The organism is Rouxiella aceris (assembly GCF_012933545.1).
GTDB lineage: Bacteria > Pseudomonadota > Gammaproteobacteria > Enterobacterales > Enterobacteriaceae > Rouxiella > Rouxiella aceris.
This window is the reverse complement of the sequence record NZ_JAADJU010000012.1, coordinates 137923-159383: the sequence shown is the minus strand read 5'-3', so window position 1 is coordinate 159383 and position 21461 is coordinate 137923. Positions and strand designations below refer to the sequence as shown.

22 protein-coding genes are annotated in these 21461 nt (G+C 51.7%); 10 read left to right on the top strand and 12 right to left on the bottom strand.

All coding sequences use genetic code 11. The features are described 5' to 3' along the window. Positions 1 to 32 precede the first annotated feature (32 nt). Complete coding sequence (locus GW590_RS20505; RefSeq protein ID WP_169404932.1) at positions 33 to 1100, top strand: AI-2E family transporter; 1068 nt, start codon at positions 33 to 35, stop codon at positions 1098 to 1100. A 94-nt stretch (positions 1101 to 1194) separates the two neighbouring features. Here GW590_RS20505 and bcp read toward each other — a convergent pair whose 3' ends face one another. Beyond that, positions 1195 to 1662, bottom strand: coding sequence for a thioredoxin-dependent thiol peroxidase (bcp, locus tag GW590_RS20500; RefSeq protein ID WP_169404931.1), 468 nt, complete (start codon positions 1660 to 1662; stop codon positions 1195 to 1197). Between the two features lie 160 nt (positions 1663 to 1822). Continuing rightward, a complete protein-coding gene (locus tag GW590_RS20495) occupies positions 1823 to 2389 on the bottom strand; it encodes a glycine cleavage system transcriptional repressor (RefSeq protein WP_211186854.1) in 567 nt (188 codons plus the stop codon). Between the two features lie 238 nt (positions 2390 to 2627). Here GW590_RS20495 and dapA point away from each other — a divergent pair, with 238 nt between their 5' ends. The 5 genes from dapA to GW590_RS20470 all read left to right on the top strand — a co-directional run bounded on the left by dapA (position 2628) and on the right by GW590_RS20470 (position 8321). Beyond that, the gene (gene dapA, locus GW590_RS20490; RefSeq protein ID WP_169404929.1) at positions 2628 to 3509 is read left to right on the top strand and encodes a 4-hydroxy-tetrahydrodipicolinate synthase; all 882 of its coding nucleotides are present in this window, start codon (positions 2628 to 2630) and stop codon (positions 3507 to 3509) included. 61 nt (positions 3510 to 3570) lie between these two features. After that, positions 3571 to 4641 carry an outer membrane protein assembly factor BamC gene (bamC, locus tag GW590_RS20485; protein ID WP_169404928.1) on the top strand — a complete coding sequence of 357 codons (1071 nt, stop codon included), beginning with the start codon at positions 3571 to 3573 and terminating at the stop codon, positions 4639 to 4641. A gap of 112 nt (positions 4642 to 4753) precedes the next feature. Further along, entirely contained in the window at positions 4754 to 5467 is a 714-nt protein-coding gene (purC, locus tag GW590_RS20480) for a phosphoribosylaminoimidazolesuccinocarboxamide synthase (RefSeq protein WP_169404927.1), read from the top strand. A gap of 333 nt (positions 5468 to 5800) precedes the next feature. Beyond that, on the top strand, positions 5801 to 6253 hold the full coding sequence (locus GW590_RS20475) for a DUF441 domain-containing protein (RefSeq protein WP_169404926.1): 453 nt from the start codon (positions 5801 to 5803) through the stop codon (positions 6251 to 6253). A gap of 4 nt (positions 6254 to 6257) precedes the next feature. Then, positions 6258 to 8321: a tRNA(Met) cytidine acetyltransferase TmcA gene (locus GW590_RS20470; protein ID WP_235955994.1), complete on the top strand. Its 2064-nt coding sequence runs from the start codon at positions 6258 to 6260 to the stop codon at positions 8319 to 8321. Positions 8322 to 8397: 76 nt separating this feature from the next. On the opposite strand, the gene GW590_RS20465 is transcribed toward GW590_RS20470, so the two are convergent. The 4 genes from GW590_RS20465 to GW590_RS20450 are packed head-to-tail and all read right to left on the bottom strand — an operon-like array spanning position 8398 to position 10822. Next, positions 8398 to 8589 (bottom strand): YpfN family protein, encoded by a 192-nt coding sequence (locus GW590_RS20465; RefSeq protein ID WP_169404925.1) that lies wholly within the window; start codon positions 8587 to 8589, stop codon positions 8398 to 8400. 42 nt (positions 8590 to 8631) lie between these two features. Continuing rightward, positions 8632 to 9312: a M15 family metallopeptidase gene (locus tag GW590_RS20460; RefSeq protein WP_169404924.1), complete on the bottom strand. Its 681-nt coding sequence runs from the start codon at positions 9310 to 9312 to the stop codon at positions 8632 to 8634. Beyond that, positions 9309 to 10436, bottom strand: a complete 1128-nt coding sequence (gene dapE / locus GW590_RS20455) for a succinyl-diaminopimelate desuccinylase (RefSeq protein ID WP_169404923.1) — start codon at positions 10434 to 10436, stop codon at positions 9309 to 9311. Before dapE ends, GW590_RS20460 begins: the two co-directional genes overlap by 4 nt. Then, positions 10436 to 10822, bottom strand: coding sequence for an ArsC family reductase (locus tag GW590_RS20450; protein ID WP_169404922.1), 387 nt, complete (start codon positions 10820 to 10822; stop codon positions 10436 to 10438). Before GW590_RS20450 ends, dapE begins: the two co-directional genes overlap by 1 nt. Positions 10823 to 11101: 279 nt before the next feature. Here GW590_RS20450 and GW590_RS20445 point away from each other — a divergent pair, with 279 nt between their 5' ends. Together GW590_RS20445 and GW590_RS20440 are read left to right on the top strand one after the other, a co-directional pair. Further along, positions 11102 to 11344, top strand: coding sequence for a hypothetical protein (locus GW590_RS20445; protein ID WP_169404921.1), 243 nt, complete (start codon positions 11102 to 11104; stop codon positions 11342 to 11344). Next, positions 11344 to 11811, top strand: a complete 468-nt coding sequence (locus GW590_RS20440; protein ID WP_169404920.1) for a DUF6392 family protein — start codon at positions 11344 to 11346, stop codon at positions 11809 to 11811. Before GW590_RS20445 ends, GW590_RS20440 begins: the two co-directional genes overlap by 1 nt. 953 nt (positions 11812 to 12764) lie before the next feature. On the opposite strand, the gene GW590_RS20435 is transcribed toward GW590_RS20440, so the two are convergent. The 4 genes from GW590_RS20435 to acrD all read right to left on the bottom strand — a co-directional run bounded on the left by GW590_RS20435 (position 12765) and on the right by acrD (position 18026). Continuing rightward, positions 12765 to 13217: a GNAT family N-acetyltransferase gene (locus tag GW590_RS20435; protein ID WP_169404919.1), complete on the bottom strand. Its 453-nt coding sequence runs from the start codon at positions 13215 to 13217 to the stop codon at positions 12765 to 12767. After that, entirely contained in the window at positions 13210 to 13680 is a 471-nt protein-coding gene (locus GW590_RS20430; protein WP_169404918.1) for a GNAT family N-acetyltransferase, read from the bottom strand. Before GW590_RS20430 ends, GW590_RS20435 begins: the two co-directional genes overlap by 8 nt. 88 nt (positions 13681 to 13768) lie before the next feature. After that, on the bottom strand, positions 13769 to 14242 hold the full coding sequence (locus GW590_RS20425; protein WP_169404917.1) for a tetratricopeptide repeat protein: 474 nt from the start codon (positions 14240 to 14242) through the stop codon (positions 13769 to 13771). A 628-nt stretch (positions 14243 to 14870) separates the two neighbouring features. Beyond that, positions 14871 to 18026, bottom strand: a complete 3156-nt coding sequence (gene acrD / locus GW590_RS20420; protein ID WP_169404916.1) for a multidrug efflux RND transporter permease AcrD — start codon at positions 18024 to 18026, stop codon at positions 14871 to 14873. Positions 18027 to 18349: 323 nt separating this feature from the next. Here acrD and GW590_RS20415 point away from each other — a divergent pair, with 323 nt between their 5' ends. After that, positions 18350 to 18634 (top strand): winged helix-turn-helix domain-containing protein, encoded by a 285-nt coding sequence (locus GW590_RS20415; RefSeq protein ID WP_169404915.1) that lies wholly within the window; start codon positions 18350 to 18352, stop codon positions 18632 to 18634. 34 nt (positions 18635 to 18668) lie between these two features. On the opposite strand, the gene GW590_RS20410 is transcribed toward GW590_RS20415, so the two are convergent. After that, positions 18669 to 19298, bottom strand: a complete 630-nt coding sequence (locus GW590_RS20410) for a response regulator (RefSeq protein ID WP_169404914.1) — start codon at positions 19296 to 19298, stop codon at positions 18669 to 18671. A gap of 197 nt (positions 19299 to 19495) precedes the next feature. Here GW590_RS20410 and nudK point away from each other — a divergent pair, with 197 nt between their 5' ends. Then, positions 19496 to 20071, top strand: coding sequence for a GDP-mannose pyrophosphatase NudK (gene nudK / locus GW590_RS20405; RefSeq protein WP_169404913.1), 576 nt, complete (start codon positions 19496 to 19498; stop codon positions 20069 to 20071). A gap of 51 nt (positions 20072 to 20122) precedes the next feature. On the opposite strand, the gene GW590_RS20400 is transcribed toward nudK, so the two are convergent. Further along, entirely contained in the window at positions 20123 to 21325 is a 1203-nt protein-coding gene (locus tag GW590_RS20400) for a hypothetical protein (protein ID WP_169404912.1), read from the bottom strand. Positions 21326 to 21461 lie beyond the last annotated feature (136 nt).

Here is a 21461-nt window from a genome sequence, read left to right as displayed (position 1 = left end):
AGTCTGATAATGGAATACAGGAGTTTATTCTGATGCTCGACATGTTATTACAGTGGTACCGCCGTCGTTTTACCGACCCACAGGCTATTGCCTTGCTGGCGATCCTGGTCGCCGGTTTTTGTATCCTCTATTTTCTCAACGGCATTCTTGCCCCGTTGCTGGTGGCGATTGTTCTGGCCTACCTGCTGGAGTGGCCCACGGTGCGTTTGCAGCGTTTGGGTTGCACGCGTACGCTCTCGGTCTGCGTGGTGCTGACCCTGTTTACCGGCATCGTTATGCTGTTGCTGTTTGTTATTGCCCCGCTTAGCTGGCAGCAGGCACTGAATTTTATGGCCGATCTGCCGAGTATGCTCAATCGATTTTACGACCTGGCGGCCACCTTGCCAAAACGTTATCCGGCGCTGGTGGATGCCGGTATTATCGATATGATGATGGACAACCTGCGCGCCCGACTTTCCGGGGTGGGCGAGTCAGTGGTCAAATATTCGCTGGCGTCGCTGGTCGGCCTGCTGACGCTGGCAATTTACCTGATTATTGTGCCGCTGATGGTGTTTTTTCTGCTGAAAGACAAAGAGCAGATGCTCAATGCAGTACGCCGGGTGTTGCCCCGAGAACATGGCCTGGCCGGATTGGTGTGGACCGAAATGAACCAACAGATCACCAACTATATTCGCGGCAAGGTGCTAGAGATGGTGATTGTTGGAGTGGCCACCTATCTGGTGTTCTTTTTTATGGATCTGCGCTATTCACTGCTGTTGGCGGTGTTGGTCGGGCTGTCGGTGCTGATCCCCTATATCGGCGCGATGCTGGTAACCATTCCGGTGATCGTGGTGGCACTCTTCCAGTGGGGCGTGGGGGCCGATTTCTGGACGCTGATCGTCGCCTATCTGGTGGTGCAGGGACTGGATGGCAACCTGTTGGTGCCATTGCTGTTTTCCGAGGCGGTCAATCTGCATCCGTTGGTGATTATTCTGGCAGTGGTTATTTTTGGCGGACTATGGGGGTTTTGGGGGGTGTTTTTTGCCATCCCGCTGGCTACGCTGATCAAGGCGGTGATCCACGTATGGCCTGATGAGCTGCTTAACCAGGAGCCGCAATAATCTGAGGCTGGCAGCCTGAGGATGATAACTGCGAATAGTTGTTAATTAGCCCTGATTAACAGGGCTATTGGTGCTATCAGGCTGTTGCCGAGGCTTATTTGGCGTTGAGATAAGCCATCACGATATCGTGATGATTGCTGGTCTTGAAGTCATCAAACACTTTCTCGACCTTGCCAGTTCCATCAAGCAGGAAGCTGATGCGGTGTATACCGTCATAGGTTTTCCCCATAAAGGTTTTCTCGCCCCAGACGCCAAAAGCTTCGCAAACCTGGTGATCCTCATCAGACAGCAGCGTGAAGTTCAACAGCTCTTTTTCAACAAATTTAGAGAGTTTTTCCGGCTTGTCGGTGCTGATCCCCAGCACTTCTACGCCAGCTTCTTTCAGTTGGTCCATATTGTCGCGCAGGCCACAGGCTTGTACGGTACAACCTGGCGTCATGGCCTTCGGGTAGAAATAGACCAGGACTTTCTGTCCCTGGAAGTCGGCCAGATTAATTTGTTCGCCGTCCTGATCGGGCAAACTAAATTGCGGCGCAGTATCTCCGGCTTTCAGTGGGCTCATTATGTTTCTCCATCTTTATCTTAATGCTGCGGTTTATCTTTATGCTGGAATATCCCTTTATCTTTCAAGGCCGCGATCGGTTGGCGGGGACTTCCTGCCTTGGCTTACAGTGTAAGTTTTTGCCGTTCAGTTCCGTTGCCTGCTTCTCGTATCCTGAAATCTATTGGGTATAGCTGATGACGCTAATACTGCCTTGTGCATTCAATTCTGTACATAGCTGATGGAAGGCTTGCTCAATAATTGCTGCATCGGCATTGGCCGGGCTGTGCGCCGTGATCTGGATGGACAATTGTGCATCAGTGCTGTCTTCGGCGGGCGTAGTCTTGGACGCCAGTTCGGCAATGTTCATCTGGTGAGTGTCAAAAAGATCGGTAAAACGCTCAATCAGATGCGGTGAATCTTTTACTTCAACCTTTACCCACACCGTGGCGGGCATCGGTGGACGCTCATGGGCGCTGGTCCGTTTCATCACGATGAGCAACTCCAGCTCCGCGCCTTTTTGCGGCAGCGTAGACTCAATCAGCGTAATGGCATTCCAGCTTCCGGAGAGGAGCATAATAAACGTAAATTCCTCACCGAGCATGGCAAGACGGCTGTCCTCGATATTACAACCGCAGCTGCTCACCTGACGAGTGATAGTGTTGACAATCCCCGGACGATCGGCACCCAGCGCGGTGATAACCAAATAATGTTGTTGTGGTTGTAGCAAAATTGCCCTTCCTGTCATGCCCTATCGTAAGACTTACTATCGCAGACATGAAAACTATCGCAAACAGAAAAACCATTTCAACTGTAAAAACACATAACATGTTAAAAATCGCTGCCCGGCAAAAATCCGCCGGGCGACAAAAAAACGGCCTGACAGAAAAAAAAACCGGTCGGCGGACGCTTAGCACACGTTGTTTGCTTGCTTTGCCCAAGGGTCAAAAGTACCATGAGTCACCTGTTTGTGGAGGGGAAGGTCAATGTTTACGGGAAGTATTGTTGCACTGGTTACGCCGATGGACGCCAAAGGCGCTGTCGATCGCGAAAGTCTGAAAAAACTGATTGATTATCATGTGGCCAGTGGTACTGCGGCGATTGTTTCCGTAGGCACGACCGGCGAGTCTGCAACCTTGAACCATGACGAGCATGCCGATGTCGTGATGCAGACGTTGGAGCTGGCCGATGGCCGCATTCCGGTGATTGCCGGAACAGGCGCCAACGCCACCGCAGAAGCCATCGCTTTGACCGAACGCTTTGAAAATACTGGCGTTGTGGGCTGTCTGACGGTAACGCCTTACTACAATCGTCCAACGCAGGAAGGCCTTTACCAACATTTTAAAGCCATTGCTGAAAGCACCGCGCTGCCGCAAATCTTGTATAACGTACCCTCTCGTACCGGCTGCGATATGTTGCCGGCAACGGTCGCACGTTTGGCAAAAATACAAAATATTGTCGCCTGTAAAGAGGCAACAGGGAACTTAAGTCGCGTCAGTCAGATCCAAGTGCTGGTTGATGATGAAGCTTTCACTCTGCTTAGTGGCGATGACGCCAGCGGACTGGACTTTATGCAACTCGGTGGTAAAGGGGTGATCTCCGTTACTGCCAACGTCGCGGCACGTGAGATGGCTCAGCTTTGCCAACTGGCAGCGGAAGGCAAATTTGCCGAAGCGCGCCGTTTAAATCAGCGCTTGATGCCGTTGCATCAGCATTTGTTTGTAGAAGCAAACCCGATCCCTGTGAAATGGGCCTGTAAGGCGCTGGGATTGATAGCAACCGATACGCTGCGTTTACCGATGACGCCGTTGACCGATGCTGCTCGTCCAATAGTGGAACAAGCACTACTGAAAGCCGGTTTGCTCTGACCTTCGAAAATCAACGCTGCAGCGTTGAAGGCGAAGGGGATATAACTTTTAGGGATATTTGATGACCTTTTCATTAACAAAACCAAGTTTTCAAAAGTCGACGGTAGCAAAAGTTGTGGGTTTGTCCCTGATCATGCTGCTTGCGGCCTGCTCTAACGATTCACGCTACAAGCGTCAGGTCAGCGGCGATGAGGCCTATTTGCAGGCTGCCCCGCTGCAAGAGCTTAAAACGCCTGGCGGCATGATCCTGCCGTTGCAGAACGGTACTTATGATGTCCCTGCCGGTAGTGTCAAAGGTGCCGTCGGCAAGTCACTGGATATTCGTCCGCCACTGCAGCCGCTGGCGCTGCTGACCGGTTCGCGTGGGCAATACACCGGCGATACGGGTACGGTAATGCTGGAAAACAGTGCGCAAAATAGCGGCCTGTGGGCGCGCGTGGTGAGCATTGTTGAGCAGAAAGGCTTCAAAATTGCCAGCCGAGATGATGCCAACCAGACCTTGACCACCGATATGGTGCAGTGGAACCGTGCTGATGAAGACTTCCAGTATCAGGGCCGCTATCAGATCAGTGTCAAACAGCAGGGTTATCAACTTGCACTGACGGTGAAAACCTTAGAGCTTAAGCAACAAGACAAGACCATCACCACCGCTACCGAAGTCCAGCGTTATACCAGTCAGATGATGAACGCCATCACCTCGGGTCTGGACAAGGTTCAGCAGGATGAGCAAAGCCGTTTTGACAACCGCAAAGTCGGCGAAATCGACGTACAGAGTGGCGCGGATGAAACCGGTCTGCCAGTGCTGATTGTTCGCACCACCTATGGCGCGGTGTGGGAGCGTCTGCCAAATGCTCTGGCCAAAGCGGGGATGAAAGTCACCGACAGCAGCCGTCCGCAGGGTACGCTCACGGTGAAATACTCACCGTTAAGCAACGATGCCTGGGATACGCTGGGTGCAAGAGATCCGGGTCTGACCTCTGGCGAATATAAAATTCAGGTCGGCGATCTGAATAACCGCAGTAGTCTCCAGTTCCTTGATCCTAAAGGCCACGCGCTGACCCAGTCGCAGAACGACGCGATGGTCACCGTGATGCAGGCAGCCTTTAATCAAACCAGTACAGTTTCCAAGTAATATCTGAAGGGGCTACGGCCCCTTTTTGCATTTGCCGTTGTCGGCAAATGTCGACGTTTTACCAACAGTTTCTCGTACCACCAAATGAGTCCTATCACTGGAGTAAGTTAAGATGCAAAAGTTAGCTGAGTTGTATCGCGGAAAGGCGAAAACCGTCTACACCACCGAAAACCCAGACCTGCTGGTTTTGGAGTTCCGTAATGATACGTCAGCACTGGATGGCGAACGTATTGAGCAGTTCGACCGTAAAGGCATGATCAACAATAAATTCAACCATTTCATCATGACCAAGTTAGAAGAAGCCGGCATTCCAACACAGATGGAACGTTTGCTGTCAGATAACGAAGTATTGGTGAAAAAGCTGGATATGGTGCCGGTTGAGTGCGTGATCCGTAACCGTGCTGCAGGTTCACTGGTTAAGCGTTTAGGCGTAGAAGAAGGTCTGGTGTTAAATCCACCGTTGTTTGACTTGTTCCTGAAAGACGATGCCAAGCATGACCCAATGGTCAACGAATCCTACTGCAAGACTTTCGGCTGGGTTAGCGAAGAAAATCTTGCACGTATGAAAACGCTGAGCTACAAGGCAAACGACGTCCTGAGCAAGATTTTTGGTGATGCCGGTCTGATCCTGGTGGATTTCAAACTGGAATTTGGTTTGTACAAAGGCGAAGTGGTGTTGGGTGATGAGTTCTCTCCCGATGGCAGCCGTTTGTGGGATCAAAAATCACTGGAAAAAATGGATAAAGACCGTTTCCGCCAAAGCCTGGGTGGCCTGATCGAAGCCTATGAAGAAGTGGCAAAACGCATCGGCGTTAAATTAGACTAAGTTTCTTTTTTTTAGTCTGACTGCGCAATCGATTACGCGGCGGATGCCGGGGTAGTCAGGCCAGCTTATGGCTGAAGCATGCCGGTTTGCCTGCGTTTCAGGGCGACATACTCTGTCGCCCATTGTTTTCTCTCCCTTCCGCCAAGTGACCTTCCCGTAAGACCTGTTGCCCTTTGCCCCGGTTTTCTGCGCATTGCCCATAGACCTTTGCCCGTCACTAAATAAGCGGCTGGTTTGTTTGATTAATATGATAAATAATCAGAGTTCATTTGATAACCCTGTCCTGACGTGAGCAGCCTCGCCGGGGATATCCTTTCATACTCTGGGAACGTTATGGCTTTTCTCGATCCAACCCTGCTTATTTTGCTGGTTTTTGCTGGCTTAGGCATTATCAGTCACAACTCTGCCGTCACCATTGCCATGTTTTTTTTGCTGACGGTGCGTATTACGCCGCTTAACAGTTTTTTCCCGTGGATTGAAAAATACGGGCTAACGGTCGGCATTATTATCCTCACCATTGGTGTGATGGTGCCTATTGCCAATGGTCGCCTGAGCGCCGGTACCCTGCTGCACTCCTTTCTGCACTGGAAATCAGTGGTCGCTATTCTGGTTGGCGTCGGTGTTTCCTGGTTGGGTGGCCGAGGGCTGACGCTGATGGGGACGCAGCCGCAGCTGGTGGCCGGATTACTGGTGGGCACCGTACTGGGGGTGGCGTTCTTCAAGGGCGTACCTGTCGGGCCGTTGATTGCTGCCGGTATTCTTTCGCTGCTGGTCGGCAAAGGTTGACCTGATGAACGGGCAGCGCCTTACTGCGCAATTACTACCCTGTCAGCAGCAGATGCTACGTCAGGGGATGCGCCGTCTGCTGATCCTCAGCGGCGAGGCGTGTTGGTGCGAGCTGCAGGCATTGCAGATTATCGGCTATTTTAGCGGTGACTGGTGGTGGGTCAGCGATCGGCCTCAGCCAGGGTTTCGTACCGAGGCCGCGACGGCGGTCAGACAGTTGCTGGGCCAGGAGTGCCTGCACGGCGTGTTTGATGCCCGTGAAGGCCTGAATGTGGAGGCGCTGGCGGCCTTTAGCGGGCTGTTGTGTGCCGGGAGCTGGTTGATCATGCTCGTGCCGCCTTGGTCACAGTGGGCCACTCGACCCGATGTGGACAGCCTGCGCTGGAGCGAGCAGCCCACCGCCATTGCCACCCCGCGGTTTATCAACCGTTTTTGCCAGGGCATCGAGGCCGATAATCGGGTGCTACTCTGGCGTCAGCACCCACCTTGCCAGGTGAATATGTTAGCCCCTGCCGTCGATTGGTGTCTGCCCCGCGGCGAGCCCACCCCCGACCAGCAGAGGATCCTTACGCAGCTATTGCAGGCAGAGCAGGGTATTTGGGTACTGACCGCTGCGCGCGGTCGCGGTAAATCGACCTTGGCCGGTATGCTGGTACAACAGTGGCCGGGAAACTGTTGGCTCTGTGCCCCGAGCCGGGCGGCTGGCCAGCGGCTGAGCGAGCAAAGCGGGCAAGCAGCCCGTTTCTGGGCGCCTGATGCGCTGTTGGCTTACTGTGAAAGTGGTGCCCCTGTTGATGCCGACTGGCTGCTGATTGACGAGGCGGCCGCTATTCCCACGCCACTGCTGACCAGATTACTGGTTTTTTTCCCGCGAGTATTATTAACCACCACGGTGCAGGGCTACGAGGGTACCGGGCGAGGTTTTTTGCTGAAGTTCTGTGCTTCATTAGCGCAGTGGCACGATTTACGGCTTGAGGAACCGGTGCGTTGGGCCAGCGATGACCCGCTGGAGACGCTACTGGACGATATTTTATTGTTCCGCGAGCCGCCGGTTTTACCCGCGAGTTCGTCTGATCCTGCGCCGATGACATTTTCACAGTTTGATGCCTCTGCCTGGGATGAACATCCAGACCGCTTGTCGGCGTTTTACAGTTTATTGGCCAGCGCCCACTATCGCACTACCCCCCTCGACTTGCGCCGTTTGCTCGATGCGCCCGGTATGTCCTTCTCCATTGCCAGCCAGGAACAACAGCTGATCGCTGCGCTATGGCTGGTGGACGAGGGTGGGCTTGCACCGTCGCTGGCCCATGAGATCTGGGCGGGGCGTCGCCGACCGCGCGGCAATCTGGTGGCACAATCGTTGGCGGCCCATGGTGGATTTCCCGCTGCCGCCGTAATGCGTTCACGACGTATCAGCCGTATTGCGGTGGTCGCCAATTATCGCCGCCAAGGGGTTGCCCGACAACTGATCGCTGCCCAGCGCGAGTTTGCTGCCGCTCAGGGGCTGGATTATCTGTCGGTCAGCTTTGGTTTTACCGAGGCTCTGGGACAATTTTGGCAGGCCTGCGGTTTTCAACTGGTGCGCGTCGGCAGCCAGCGTGAAGCCAGCAGCGGATGCTACGCGGCAATGGCGATACTGCCGCTGAGTGCCGAGGGTAGTCGGCTTTGTCGGCTGGCAGCAGAGCAGCTTTGTCGCGATCGCGCACAGTTACCCCATGAGGTTGCCGCAATCCTCCCATCGTCAGTCGATTCGGATAATGCGAGATTAAATGAGGCCGACTGGCGTGAACTGGCCGGTTTTGCCTATGCCCATCGTTCGCTGGATAGCAGCCGCAGCGCCTTGCGGCGTTTGTTGGCGTTATCTGACCTTGCCTTGCCAACGTTGCGTGCCAGTGTCGAGTTGCAACAGAGTTTGGCCGCCACGGTAGCGCAGTTTGCGCTTGGCGGCAAAAAAGCCCTGCTTCAGCGTTGGCGTGAAGAGACACAGCAGGCGTTACAACAGCTCGATGCCGGGCTGGCAACGCAATGGCGAGACTATGCCGGTGTATACGCTGACGGTGTGGATTGAAGGCGAGGAGAGCGTCGTTAGGTGGGACAATAGCAGGTGGCGGGGAACGCCACCTGCTAAAACGATTGGCAGAAGTTTACTTCTTTTTATTCTTCGGTAAATCATCGTCGTCATCCCATTGCGCATTATTATCTTTATGCGGCGGGATCTTCGGTTTGTCATTGAGATAGCGTTTGACATCGACACGGTTCAGCTCTTTGATGCCGCTGATAAACATGCCGGCCAGTACAATAAGAACTATCCACCAGTAATCTTTAATCCATTCCATCTCGTCATATCCTTAAAGGGTTATGCCCCGAGCATTGACAGGCTACGGGGTCGATGTCCTGCCATTCACAATAAATTGCAGGAAAATCCTCTCCAGCTGGCTGACTATCCAGTCATAGCCTGCGAGATCCTGACCTTGCCAGGCGGCCAACAGCACCGCCGGGGTCAGCTGTTGTTCACAACATTCCGCCAGCGGACGATAGCTCAAATGCCAGGGTTCAATGGCCACGCCGCCGCGATCCTGATCAAAAGGACGATAAAAGCCAAACTCGGCCATATGTGCGCTTAACCATTGGGTCAACGGGTAAAAATAGCCGCTTTGCTGATATTCCCAGGGTTCCAGCTGGAGATGTTTTCCCGCAGGAAGCAGACTGGGATCATAAATATCCAAATCACTCCCCCAGTGGTGACGGCTGGCTCCGGGCAGCGCCGACCAGCGCAGGATCAGCTCGCCGCGCTGACCATCGTTGAGTTGACTGATATCGACCGGCTGACTGTGACTATCTAATACTGGTCGCTCACCGCGAAATTTGCCATTCCAGATAGCCAGTTGCCGATCAAAGTCACGAAATGTACTGGCCGGTTGCAGATCAAACCCGGCCTTGGCCGCTGCGGACTGTAATGCCGTAAAGGCGCTGACTGCTGCGGCCTGCAGACGGTGGTGATCGTTGAGCCTGACCAGGTGTTCCGTAGTGCGACCGGTCAGCAGCGCCTGGTTTATCATCCGACTAACTGCTCCATAATACGCTGATACATGCGGCTGAGCAGTTGCAGATCGGCGGCATGAACGCATTCGTTTATTTTATGAATTGAGGCATTTACCGGCCCCAGTTCCACCACCTGTGCGCCCATCAAGGCAATAAAACGCCCGTCAGATGTGCCACCGGTAGTTTGCAGATCCGGGGTGATTTCGCAGTAATGTCGTACCGAATTAATCACGGCATCCACCAGCTCACCGCGTGGTGTCAGGAACGGCTGGCCGGAAACTACCCAGTTAAGAGTGTAATGCAGGCGATGTTTATCCAGCAAGGCGGCCACGCGCTCTTTGATTAGCGCATCGGTTAATTCGGTGCTAAAGCGGAAGTTGAACTGGACGTACAATTCTCCCGGGATCACGTTATTGCTGCCGGTACCGGCCTGAATATTGGCGATCTGCATACTGGTTGGCGGGAAGAATTCGTTGCCGCGATCCCACTCGGTGGCTACCAGTTCGTTTAAAGCCGGCATGGCACGATGTACCGGGTTATCAGCCAGATGAGGGTAGGCCACGTGACCCTGAACGCCATGAATTTGCAGATTGGCGGTCATTGAACCACGGCGGCCGTTTTTGACAATATCACCGACGCGGGTGGTGCTGGAAGGCTCGCCCACCAGACAAAAATCCAGACGCTCGCGGCGCTCCATCAGAGCGTTGACCACTTTTACCGTACCGTTGACCGCGCTGGCTTCTTCATCGGAAGTGATCAGAAAAGCCAAACGACCTTGATGATGGGGATTGGCGGCGACAAAACGCTCGGCGGCGACCACCATCGCCGCCAGCGATCCTTTCATATCGGCGGCACCGCGACCAAATAGCATGCCGTCGCGCAGCGCGGGCTCAAAGGGCGGAGTGATCCATAAAGCCGCATCGCCCGTCGGTACCACATCGGTATGACCGGCAAAGGCCAGGGTTTTTCCCTCACCGCGCGTTGCCCAGAAATTAAGGGTATCGCCAAAGTTCATGGTTTCAATATGAAAACCAATCGCCTGCAGTCGGGCGATCATAATGGCCTGACAGCCTGCATCATCAGGGCTAAGGGAAGGGCGGCGGATCAGCTGTTGCGCAAGATCTAAGACCGGACAAATCATTATTTTACCTCCGCAACAAATTGCGCATAGCTTTCAGGTTTAAAACCGAGCAGCGACTGACCGCTGGCGGCAAGCAGAAAAGGACGTTTAATTACCGCAGGGTGTTCCAGCATCAGCGCTTTAGCCGTTTGTTCATTATTGCAAGCGGTACGCAGTGACTCGTCAAGTTTGCGCCAGGTGGTCCCACGCGTGTTGAGCAGCGCTTCCCAGCCCTGTTTATCGATCAACTGTTGCAGCAGGGTGGCATCCAGGCCATCAACGCGGTAATCATGAAAGCGCGCATCAATGCCATTTTCTTCCAGCCAACGGCGGGCTTTTTTAACGGTATCGCATACTTTAGGAGAAAGGCCGTACATGATTAATGTTGGTTCAGAGTGGTTCGTCATGGCGGTTTACCTGTGGAATTTTATCAGGCTGTAGCATACAGATGATCACAAACCATGAAAACCTCAAGAATTTTCAATGATAATCAATTTTTTATCGCGATTTTATTTTTTGTGGCAAAAAACAATGATTCTGTATGTCGTTAAAAATACCGTTAATCGATAATGTAACCAGGTCGAGCACGAAACGGTAGTCATGCTGATCACATGCCCTCAGCCGCAGCAGTACGGGCCTACTTACGACGCGAATTCCCAGACGCAAAACCGGCCGAAATTGATCGTATGGCGAAAGACGTTGCGTCCATCATCATTCCTGCTGATATTCACCAAAAACTCAGTGCCACTTATGGCGGCAGAAATAGTCCTATGCAAATACAGCAAGACTCCAGAGATTTGAGAGCAGCTGTAGAACGAGACATTGAGACCATACGCCCCGAGCTTAAACAGCGTGGCGTAACAGATAGTCAAATCGATGAAGCCAAAGCTAAGATGCATCAATTTAATCAGGAACAGGGATTATACTAATGACCGTTAATGTCGAAGCATTGATTCGCTGCTTAGGTAAGCCGTATCAGGAAATTTTTGATGCCGGATTGATCCCCTACAAGACCAAGCCGACAGGCTATCCGGGAGATCCTGATCTAACATTAAGCATGATGAATGAAGGAATTTACTTAGCTTTTAAGCGAGACGGTACAACGCTTTATTCTATCGAGCTTTTTTTACAGAATCAGAAGAAAACGAACTATAAATTTCCTAATGAGCTGCCATCACCACTACAACCTGAAATGGTGCGGTCTTGGGTGCATTCACAATTCGGGCCTCCTGACAGATTCTTGCCTCCTCGGAAGCGGTTACGCCAAGAGATTGGCTACACAGATTTGTTCACCGTAACGGATTTTCATATTCCTATCAGTATGCAAGTCGATTACGATTTACAGGAGCGAGTCAAAGAGGTGGCATTCTTGCCAACATCAGAACTCCGCTGGTAACAGCCACAACGGCTCCTTTCGGGGCCGTTTTCAGTCCCAATATGCATGTCTCAAACGTTCGGAAATTTTACCCATAAGAAACCTCGAAATAGCTATCTCGACTGATTCTCTCGCAAATGGATAACGTATGCATTTCAACCTTCATCTCTTTTACAGTCTTCGCGTTTAAGAATGTGTCGAAGGTACTCGTCTTTAGTGCAAGAAATGATCGAAATCCTGGCATCTAACCCTAATTGTGAACTCACCCAATGCAAAACTAAATCAGGCAAAAAAATAGCCAATGCTGAGCCGCAAGCCACGGGTTGGCTTGTCAGGCTCAGAGAAATGATGGCACACATAATGCGGTAAAATGGCGACAGGATCCATCCCCGCCTTCGCCCTTGACGCCGTAGCGGTGTTGGCTGCGCTTACTCACCCGAATCACTTAGCGATCTAAGCTCATCGGGATTCATTCGCTTGCCGCCTTGCTACAACGCCAATGGCTTTGGCGGCACCGTTCGCCCTTGACGCCGTAGCTGTGTTGGCTGCGCTCACTCACCCGAATCACTTAGCGATCTAAGCTCATCGGGATTCATTCGCTTGCCGCCTTGCTACAACGCCAATGGCTTTGGCGGCACCGTTCGCCCTTGACGCCGTAGCGGTGTTGGCTGCGCTCACTCACCCAAATCACTTAGCGATCTAAGCTCATCGGGATTCATTCGCTTGCCGCCTTGCTACAACGCCAATGGCTTTGGCGGCACCGTTCGCCCTTGACGCCGTAGCGGTGTTGGCTGCGCTCGCTCACCCGAATCACTTAGCGATCTAAGCTCATCGGGATTCATTCACTTGCCGCCTTGCTACAACGCCAATGGCTTTGGCGGCACCGTTCGCCCTTGACGCCGTAGCGGTGTTGGCTGCGCTCACTCACCCGAATCACTTAGCGATCTAAGCTTATCACCAGGCAGTCGGGAGATCTAAAGCTGCAGTTTTTTACTCATATTATATCCGCTGACGTTAAAGCCCAGATGTTCATAAAGTTTTAACGCCCGTGGATTATTTGCTGCGACACGCAGTCTTATTTCATCGACATTAATGGCAACCAGCTTCTGTTCCATGGCGTTGATCGCCAATTTTCCATAACCCAGACTACGATATTGCGGTAACACATAGAAATCATTAATAAATGCCCAGTTTTTATCATCACTAAGGCGATACCATAAATAACCGACGCGGGTGTGTTGCTGCATGATGCAAAATAGCGACTCTCGCTCATTTTCAACCCCGGCAGGTAAACATAAGGTGGCGATGGCAATCGCAGTCTCGCGGTCATGACCACTGTTATCCTGCAAGTCGCGGGCATAGTCTTCAATAAAATAAGCCTGATAATCGGCAAACTCTTCACTGCGCATTTTACGTAGTTTAATCACGACGGGATGTCTCTTGTGGCGGCAAGGGCGGGATATAGCCCAGTTGGCTCATGCGTGTCAGACCCTCGCCTTCGACAAAGGTCATGGCGGTTAGCAGGGGATAGAAGTGGAAGCGTTGATAAAATTCGATTTTATCCGGCACGGCGTAAAGGATGATTTTTCCCAGCGGAGTGAGATCTTGCATGATGTATTGCATCAGCTGTTTGCCATAGCCGCGTCCCTGAAACTCGGGATGAATGGCAACGTCACAGAGATAGGAGACTGTGGTTAAATCGCTGATGGCTCGTGCGGTAGCCATCAGTATGCCGTTATAAAAACCGAGATAGCGAAACTGGCTGTGTTCAAAGGCGCGCTGTAATTTAGGCAATTCGCGTTTGTTCAGGCCGCTCAGTTCCAGCATGTCGGCCAGACGCAGCCAGTCAACGCTGACAATACTGTCATTGCTGATTATCTTAAAGCTCATTGGGGGGCGATCTCCGCTGTGCAGATGTCTGGCATATGATAATGGCACAGCGGAAAGGGCAGATCACCTTGAATATCAAGGTGATGTTTTACTCTATGCGATCGAGGTCGTCACAGTAATGAATGATGGCGCGCCGGTAGCGGCTGATATCTTCGGCGCAGCTCTCTTCAGTGAGCATAATCAGCAGTTGTGAAACCGCTTGTTTGCAGTGGCCGAGATTATACAGCGTCATGGCACGAAACATTTTAAGATCTTTGGCTTCGGGAAATAGGGCCAGTGCGGCATCAAAAGTCGCCAGCGATTCCTGATAGCGTCCGAGAGCACGATAGGTGCTACCCAGCCCCAGATAAGCATCTTGCAGATCCTGGCCACTCAGTTTGTGTTGGATTGCGGCCTGATAAAAAGGAATTGCCTGTTGCTCCTGACCAAGAACGTCATAGAGTGAAGCAACTTTATAAAGTAATTGAGGATGTTGTGTTTTCTTCGACAGCATGCCCAGTGCGTTTTGTAACGCATCTTCATAACGGCCAAGCCGTTTGAGTTTATCTATTGTTTGTAGCATGGTTCGGTTACCTTGGATCTGACCTACCCAAAACAGGGTACCCTTTATGACGATCTCAGGCAACGTTAACCCAAATTTATCGGATTAGTGCCACTTTTTTTCTAATAATGATTATCGATTTTAAATCCGTGATCGCCGTTTTATTATCGGAATAAAATGTTTGTTTGTTCAAAAAATGCTCGTATAATGCAGCCCTCAATTCAGAGGGGAGTATCATGGTAGAGTACGAGTTAGATATCTGGAAAGACTTTATTGATGCAATGCTGCGTGGCTAATCACCACCGTTTGACAAGATAATAACACGATCTTGTCGTTAGATCCTTTAAACACCCGTGGGACCGAATATAAATATCATTATTTTGCCAGACCGGTTTTAAAATAAAATAGGCGAATGATGAGGGCAATACTTGTTACGCTTTATTTGCAAGTGAAATATGTAAATAAAAACGAGTTAATGCTTAATAGTAAAAGGCGCTAATTATTAGCGCCTTTTTTAATTTCCGCTATTTAGATCTGACTTGTCAGAATTTGCTTCACACTTTCTGGCCCCATCCCGGCCTGCAGCGCAGGCCGGGATGGTTTTTAGGCAACCCGTCAACAGAGTAACCCGACGCCGATTAAGCTGCTTTTAAGGCTCTGGCCGGGTTTCCACGATATCGCCGATCAAGGTTTCCTTCTGTTTGCCAGGAAAACGGCGACGCACCAGAACAAAGAACAGCGGAACAAAGAATATCGCCAACAGCGTGGCCGAGATCATACCGCCGATAACCCCGGTCCCGACAGCATGTTGGCTACCTGAGCCGGCACCCATACTGGTCGCCATTGGCAGTACGCCAAAGATAAAGGCCAGTGAGGTCATCAGGATGGGGCGCAAACGCATTCTTGATGCTTCCAGCGTCGCTTCCAGCAGCACTTTGCCTCGCACGTTAAGGTCGTTGGCAAACTCGACGATAAGAATGGCGTTTTTGGCTGACAGGCCAATAATCGTCAGCATACCCACCTGGAAGTAAACGTCGTTTTCAAGTCCGCGTAACCAGGTAGCCACCACCGCACCAATCACCCCTAACGGCACCACCAGCATGACCGAGAAAGGAATCGACCAGCTTTCATAAAGCGCTGCCAGACACAGGAACACCACCAATAAGGAGATGGCATACAGGGCCGGGGCCTGCGAGCCCGACAGCCGTTCCTGATAGGACATCCCGGTCCATTCCAGACCGATACCGGCAGGCAGTTTGGCCACCAGTTTTTCCATTTCACTCATCGAGGTGCCGCTACTGACCCCCTGGGCGGCTTCACCGACAATCTCCAGCGCGGAATAGCCATTATAACGTTCCAGACGCGGCGAGCCGGTTTGCCAGTGCGAGGTGGCAAAGGCAGAGAAGGGCACCATGGTTCCGCTGGTGGTACGCACATACCAGCGACTGATATCGTCAGGCAACATGCGGAAAGGAGCATCAGCCTGTACATAGACTTTTTTAACGCGGCCGCGATCGACAAAGTCATTCACATAAGTTGACCCCCAGGCGGTACTGAGGGTGCTGTTGATATCGGCAATCGTCAGCCCCAGTGCCTGTGCCTTATGTTGATCGATATCGATCTGTAATTGCGGGCTGTCATCCAGGCCGTTGTGACGCACACGCGACAGCGCCGGATCGCTGGCCGCCATGGCCAGCAGTGAATCACGCGCGGCCATTAGCTTATCGTGGCCGAGGCCGCCGTGGTCTTGCAGCTCCAGGTCAAAGCCGGAAGAGTTACCCAGACCGTTAATGGCAGGCGGGCTGCTGGCAATAATGCGTGCATCGTTATATTTGTTTTTACTGAATTCTTTGGTAGCTCGACTGATAATGTCGAAAGAGGTATTGGCCCCCGAGGTGCGTTGTTCCCAGTCGGCCAGTCGCACAAACATACGGGCGACGTTTTGCCCGTTACCGCCAGGTCCCGAACCAATAGTAGAGAACACCGACAGCACGTCGTTTTTCTCTTTGGTCAGAAAATATTGTTCAACCCGGGAGACAACGTTGGTGGTTTGCTCCATGGTTGCACCAGGTGGCAACTGAATTTGCACGGTGAATACGCCACGGTCTTCCTGCGGCAGGAAGGAGGTGGGTAATTTGACGAACATCACCCCCAGCACCACCACTAACAGCAGATAAACCAGCATATAGCGGAAACCCTGCTGCAAAATCCGGCCAACGCCGCGTTCATAGCGACGGGCGTTTTTATCGAACATCCGGTTAAACCAGCCAAAGAAGCCGCGTTTGCCGTGATGATGGCCCTGGGCAATGGGTTTTAAAATGGTGGCGCAGAGTGCCGGAGTGAGGGTTAGCGCGACAAATACCGACAGCACCATGGCCGCCACGATAGTGACCGAAAACTGACGGTAGATTGCGCCGGTGGTGCCACCAAAAAAGGCCATTGGCACGAAAACCGCCGACAGCACCATGGTGATGCCTACCAGAGCACTTTGTATTTGCCCCATGGATTTTCGCGTCGCCTCGCGAGGGGGCAGGCCTTCTTCGCTCATTACCCTTTCGACGTTTTCCACCACCACGATGGCATCATCTACCAATAATCCAATGGCCAGCACCATGGCGAACATGGTTAGCGTATTGATACTGTAGCCGAACTGATGCAGCACCATAAAGGTCCCCATCAATACCACCGGAACGGCAATGGTCGGGATCAGCGTGGCACGGAAATTTTGCAAAAAGAGATACATCACCATAAAAACCAGCACTATCGCTTCCAGCAACGTTTTAACCACGTCGCTGATCGCCGCTTTGACAAATGGCGTTGTTTCATAGGCGACTTCCGCCTTGAGACCGTGCGGGAAATATTGCGCCAGCTCGGTCAGTTTGGCGTGTACTGCAGCATCGGTTTGCAGTTCATTGGCCCCGGAGGCCAGCTGGACGCTCATCCCGGAGGCGGGTTGTCCATTATAGCGGCTGTCAAAGTTGTAGTTTTCTGCCCCCAGACCAATGGTCGCAACCTGACCCAATTTGACTTCCGAACCATCGGGATTCACCACCAGCGTGATATCACGAAATTGCTGTGGCGTTTGCAACTGCGATTGCGCATTGATGGTGGCATTTAACGCCTGTTTATCAACCGCCGGGGTGCCGCCCAACTGTCCTACGGCAACCTGACTGTTCTGGTTTTGGATTGCCGTCACCACATCAGCGGTAGTGAGCTTGTAGTTATTAAGCTTGTTGGGGTCGAGCCAGATACGCATGGCATATTGGGTACCGAAGGAGTTGATGGTACCAACACCGGTGACGCGACTGATGGGATCCTGGATATTCGACGCGACATAGTCGGAAATATCCTGCTTGGTCATACTGCCGTCGGTGGAGACAAAGGCCACCATCATCAGGATGGTATCACCGGTTTTGGAGACGGTTACCCCCTGAGTCTGTACCGTTTGCGGCAGACGTTTTGTTGCCTGCTGCAGCTGGTTTTGCACCTGTTGCAGTGCTTCATTGGGATCGGTTCCGGCAACAAAACTCAAAGTTATCTGCGCTTTGCCATCGTTACTGCTTTGCGATGACATATACATCAGATTATCGAGGCCCGTCATATTCTGTTCAATAATCTGGGTAACGGTGTTTTCAACTATGGTGGCAGAAGCCCCTGGGTACTGAGCGGTGATACGAACATTGGGTGGAGCCAGGGCCGGATATTGCTCTATTGGCAAATCACTGATTGCCAGAGCACCTGCCAAAGTAATAATGATCGCCAACACCCAGGCAAAAATCGGGCGATCGATAAAAAAGTTAGCCATGCGTCAAAAACCTCGTTGTCATGCCGTCAGGCATGACTAACATCAGGAAATAATAAGAACGTGTGTTTCTGATAAATTAGCCTACTGTTATGCCTTTCAATCCGCCGATATAACAGCATAAATTGATGGACTGCAAACAGGGAAAACCCCTGATAAGCCTCAGCACTTTACCTTTAATCGGCAGATAAAACGTGGAGAAAAAAAGGAGATAATGTAAAAAACAGATTGTGGGTGTGTGCTGCCGGCTTTCATTCCATCATTGGCCTGAGTTATGGTAGCCAAGTACCCTTACTCAACCTCCCAGATAAGCAGAGATCTTCCTTATGCTCAATTCGGTTTTCGCGCGTCGCCTCTATCTTTGTTGGCTGATCAATCATAACGAGCGGCCTAATGTGCCCAAATTAATGGCATTAACCGGTTGGCCACGGCGTACCTTGCAGGATGTGCTGAAAGCGTTACCGGGAATGGGCGTTGAACTCTCTTTTATTCAGCAGGGCGTGCGTAATAACGACGGCTATTATCACATCACTCATTGGGGGCCGTTGGACCCGCAGTGGATCGCCAGCCATTGCCCGCAGTTGCTACTGGCTATTGATCAATCAAACTGAGATCAACCGTCGTGCCGTCAATGCCTGCGGCTGCTCAGGATTTATATTCTAGAAACAACAAGGTGGCCGCCACTCGGGAATGAACCCCCAGCTTGCGTAAGAAATTACGGATATGTACCTTGACGGTCTCTTCTGAAATAAGTAATTCCTGGGCTATCTGCTTATTGGAGAGACCTTTGGCCACCTCGCGCAATACCACAAATTCGCGTTCGGTCAGTTTTTGCAGCGGATTGATTTTGTTTTTTTCGGCATCGAGAGAGTTTTGGATGTTTTCACTAAGGGTGTGTTGACCCTGGGCGGTTTGCAGGATTTGCTCAAGCAGGTATTCCGGTTCACAGTCTTTCAGCAGATAAGCATCGGCACCGGCGTGGATCAGATTGGCAATATCAGCAGGAGAATCCGATACAGTCAGAACGACAATTTTTGCCTGGCAGCCTTCTGCCCGCAGCGAGATCAGCGTTTCCAGTCCTGACAAACCCGGCATATTTAAATCGAGGACAATCAGATCGACAGCGGTGACGCGTGCGGCCATCAGCGCTTCGCTGCCATTGTTGGCGCGGGCAACAACCTGCAGGAGTGGCGAAAGCCGCAGCAATTGCTCAACCGCGCGGATCATCAGCGGATGATCGTCAACAATCATCACCTTATAGCTTGTTGCTGCCATCACTCTTACTCCCTTTCACTGCCCGCTGTCGTCCACAAATATGAGCATACTGGCAATACAATTTTTAGCAATACCGGCGGGCGGCAGAGGGCGGATTATTGTATGTGCCAAGGGAGGCTATTACTGAATAATTGATTTTCATTCCTCCGGTGTCGTTCTACTATGGCAGGCCTGTGTCATTAACTCTCTGAGATGCTATGTCTGCCAAAATTGAAATCCTCAAGAACGAGTTGCTGTCTGACAACTGGTTTACCTTGCGTAATTATACCTATACCTTGGCCAAAAAAGACGGTGGTTCCGTTCGGCATAAACGCGAAGTTTATGACCGCGGCAACGGTGCTACCATTCTGCTATATAACCGTAAGAAAAAAACCGTTCTGCTGGTCAATCAGTTTCGTATTCCAACCTATGTCAATGGCAACAGTAGCGGCATGCTGCTGGAAACCTGCGCCGGTTTGCTCGATGCAGATTCACCTGAAGATTGCATTCGCAAAGAGGCAATAGAAGAGACCGGCTATCAGATTGGCAATGTCGACAAACTGTTCGAGCTTTATATGTCGCCCGGTGGCGTGACCGAGCTTATCCATTTTTTTGCCGCAGAATACGAAGAGGGGATCCGCGCCAATGAGGGCGGTGGCGTTGAGGACGAGGATATCGAAGTGCTTGAGCTGCCTTTTACCCAGGCACTGGCCATGATCAAAACGGGTGAAATCAAGGACGGCAAGGCGGTTATTCTGCTGCAATATGCGCAGATTAATGGCTTGTTCGAATAGGCACCGCGCCGAGCGAAGCCGTGGCTTCGCTCTGGCCCGGGGCAAGTTTGACTATGGCAACGCGAGAGCTACGCCACCTTGATTTTTTTCCCTGACGGACCAGGGCAACACTGACCAGCTGGTGCCTTCACAGGCGCGCATGGCTCGCGCAAATGAGGGGCCAAAATGGATGCCGGCTGGCGTCAGATACCACGATGGGAAATACCAAATTTCGGCATCGGCATAGTCGCACTCATTTTCGCCTTTCGGTTTCTGCATCTCGTTGGCATACAGCTGTTTGAATTGACTAATCAGCCAGGGGGCAAAATTCTTTTCACGGTAGGCGGAATAATCGTCAAAGCTGACGGTATTGGTATTCAGATCGGCATGATCGTCGGCGTACATATAGTGAAACGGTTTATCTTTGCCGACCCACAGAATATCTTCCAGCGAAAGCGGGATACCGGTTTGGGCATTAAGGTTAAGGGGCGAATCGCCAAAGTCGGGATGGGCGCCGCCGCAGTCATAGCTGGTGGAAATCTTGACGCTGACCACCGACGGTGACAGCAGTTCCGGCGTGACCGTCTGTTCGAAATCACCTTTGCCAAACTGGCTGGCACCCAGCATGCAGCTATGATAATCGATCACCTCTTGCCACAATCTGGCCATCATACGCTGGTTAATATTGCTGAGCTGGGCATCGGTATACCCGGAATCGAGAGTAAATAACGACACATTCGACTGCGGCTCATGCCACCATTGCAACGGGTAACCCATAAAGGTTTGTTGTTTGCCTTTCTTGAGCGTCAGTGTGCTTAAGCGCAGGTATTCATAGGGATCGTTATGGATCAGTCGGGTCAAAAAGGCGTCGCTATTGCTTTCTGGCAACTGTACCGGGGTCAAGGCGATCGGCATGATTTTTCCCTGAGGATTTGACCAGGTTCCTTCCCAACCCGCTTGACCGTCAGACTGCAATCGCAGTACCGGACGTGGTGAGTCGTTGAAATCGTCAGTGCCTTCTTGCAGGCTTAATTCACCATCCTGTTCGCTACCGTTTAACGGCAAATCCAAGTGATACTTCTGATAGAAGTAGCGCCCGGTAATGGCTTCAGGCTTATTTAAATCCAGCTCAACAACCACGTCCAACTTGCCGATTGTCCCGGTCAGCACCACGGGAGGATCTTCTGCCATTGCTGCAAAAGACAGCACCGACAGTATCAACAGCATTATTTTGGTTTTTATTATCAGTAAACTAAAGCCGCTACCTTTTGCCATCCCTATAACCCTTTTAAATATACGACTGGTGTGAGGCTATGTCCCTTCATGGGTCGTGACACCGTCGCAGAAAACACGGTGCCATAACAATATGGTCGCCGCTGCACTTATGATGTGCAAAGCCTGATGCCTGGAA

Excerpts from the sequence above, each read along its gene's own strand:
- GW590_RS20505 (WP_169404932.1), top strand. The coding sequence starts at position 33 with ATGCTCGACATGTTATTACAGTGGTACCGCCGTCGTTTTACCGACCCA.
- bcp (WP_169404931.1), bottom strand. The coding sequence starts at position 1,662 with ATGAGCCCACTGAAAGCCGGAGATACTGCGCCGCAATTTAGTTTGCCC.
- GW590_RS20495 (WP_211186854.1), bottom strand. The coding sequence starts at position 2,389 with ATGACAGGAAGGGCAATTTTGCTACAACCACAACAACATTATTTGGTT.
- dapA (WP_169404929.1), top strand. The coding sequence starts at position 2,628 with ATGTTTACGGGAAGTATTGTTGCACTGGTTACGCCGATGGACGCCAAA.
- bamC (WP_169404928.1), top strand. The coding sequence starts at position 3,571 with ATGACCTTTTCATTAACAAAACCAAGTTTTCAAAAGTCGACGGTAGCA.
- purC (WP_169404927.1), top strand. The coding sequence starts at position 4,754 with ATGCAAAAGTTAGCTGAGTTGTATCGCGGAAAGGCGAAAACCGTCTAC.
- GW590_RS20475 (WP_169404926.1), top strand. The coding sequence starts at position 5,801 with ATGGCTTTTCTCGATCCAACCCTGCTTATTTTGCTGGTTTTTGCTGGC.
- GW590_RS20470 (WP_235955994.1), top strand. The coding sequence starts at position 6,258 with ATGAACGGGCAGCGCCTTACTGCGCAATTACTACCCTGTCAGCAGCAG.
- GW590_RS20465 (WP_169404925.1), bottom strand. The coding sequence starts at position 8,589 with ATGGAATGGATTAAAGATTACTGGTGGATAGTTCTTATTGTACTGGCC.
- GW590_RS20460 (WP_169404924.1), bottom strand. The coding sequence starts at position 9,312 with ATGATAAACCAGGCGCTGCTGACCGGTCGCACTACGGAACACCTGGTC.
- dapE (WP_169404923.1), bottom strand. The coding sequence starts at position 10,436 with ATGATTTGTCCGGTCTTAGATCTTGCGCAACAGCTGATCCGCCGCCCT.
- GW590_RS20450 (WP_169404922.1), bottom strand. The coding sequence starts at position 10,822 with ATGACGAACCACTCTGAACCAACATTAATCATGTACGGCCTTTCTCCT.
- GW590_RS20445 (WP_169404921.1), top strand. The coding sequence starts at position 11,102 with ATGGCGAAAGACGTTGCGTCCATCATCATTCCTGCTGATATTCACCAA.
- GW590_RS20440 (WP_169404920.1), top strand. The coding sequence starts at position 11,344 with ATGACCGTTAATGTCGAAGCATTGATTCGCTGCTTAGGTAAGCCGTAT.
- GW590_RS20430 (WP_169404918.1), bottom strand. The coding sequence starts at position 13,680 with ATGAGCTTTAAGATAATCAGCAATGACAGTATTGTCAGCGTTGACTGG.
- GW590_RS20425 (WP_169404917.1), bottom strand. The coding sequence starts at position 14,242 with ATGCTACAAACAATAGATAAACTCAAACGGCTTGGCCGTTATGAAGAT.
- acrD (WP_169404916.1), bottom strand. The coding sequence starts at position 18,026 with ATGGCTAACTTTTTTATCGATCGCCCGATTTTTGCCTGGGTGTTGGCG.
- GW590_RS20415 (WP_169404915.1), top strand. The coding sequence starts at position 18,350 with ATGCTCAATTCGGTTTTCGCGCGTCGCCTCTATCTTTGTTGGCTGATC.
- GW590_RS20410 (WP_169404914.1), bottom strand. The coding sequence starts at position 19,298 with ATGGCAGCAACAAGCTATAAGGTGATGATTGTTGACGATCATCCGCTG.
- nudK (WP_169404913.1), top strand. The coding sequence starts at position 19,496 with ATGTCTGCCAAAATTGAAATCCTCAAGAACGAGTTGCTGTCTGACAAC.
- GW590_RS20400 (WP_169404912.1), bottom strand. The coding sequence starts at position 21,325 with ATGGCAAAAGGTAGCGGCTTTAGTTTACTGATAATAAAAACCAAAATA.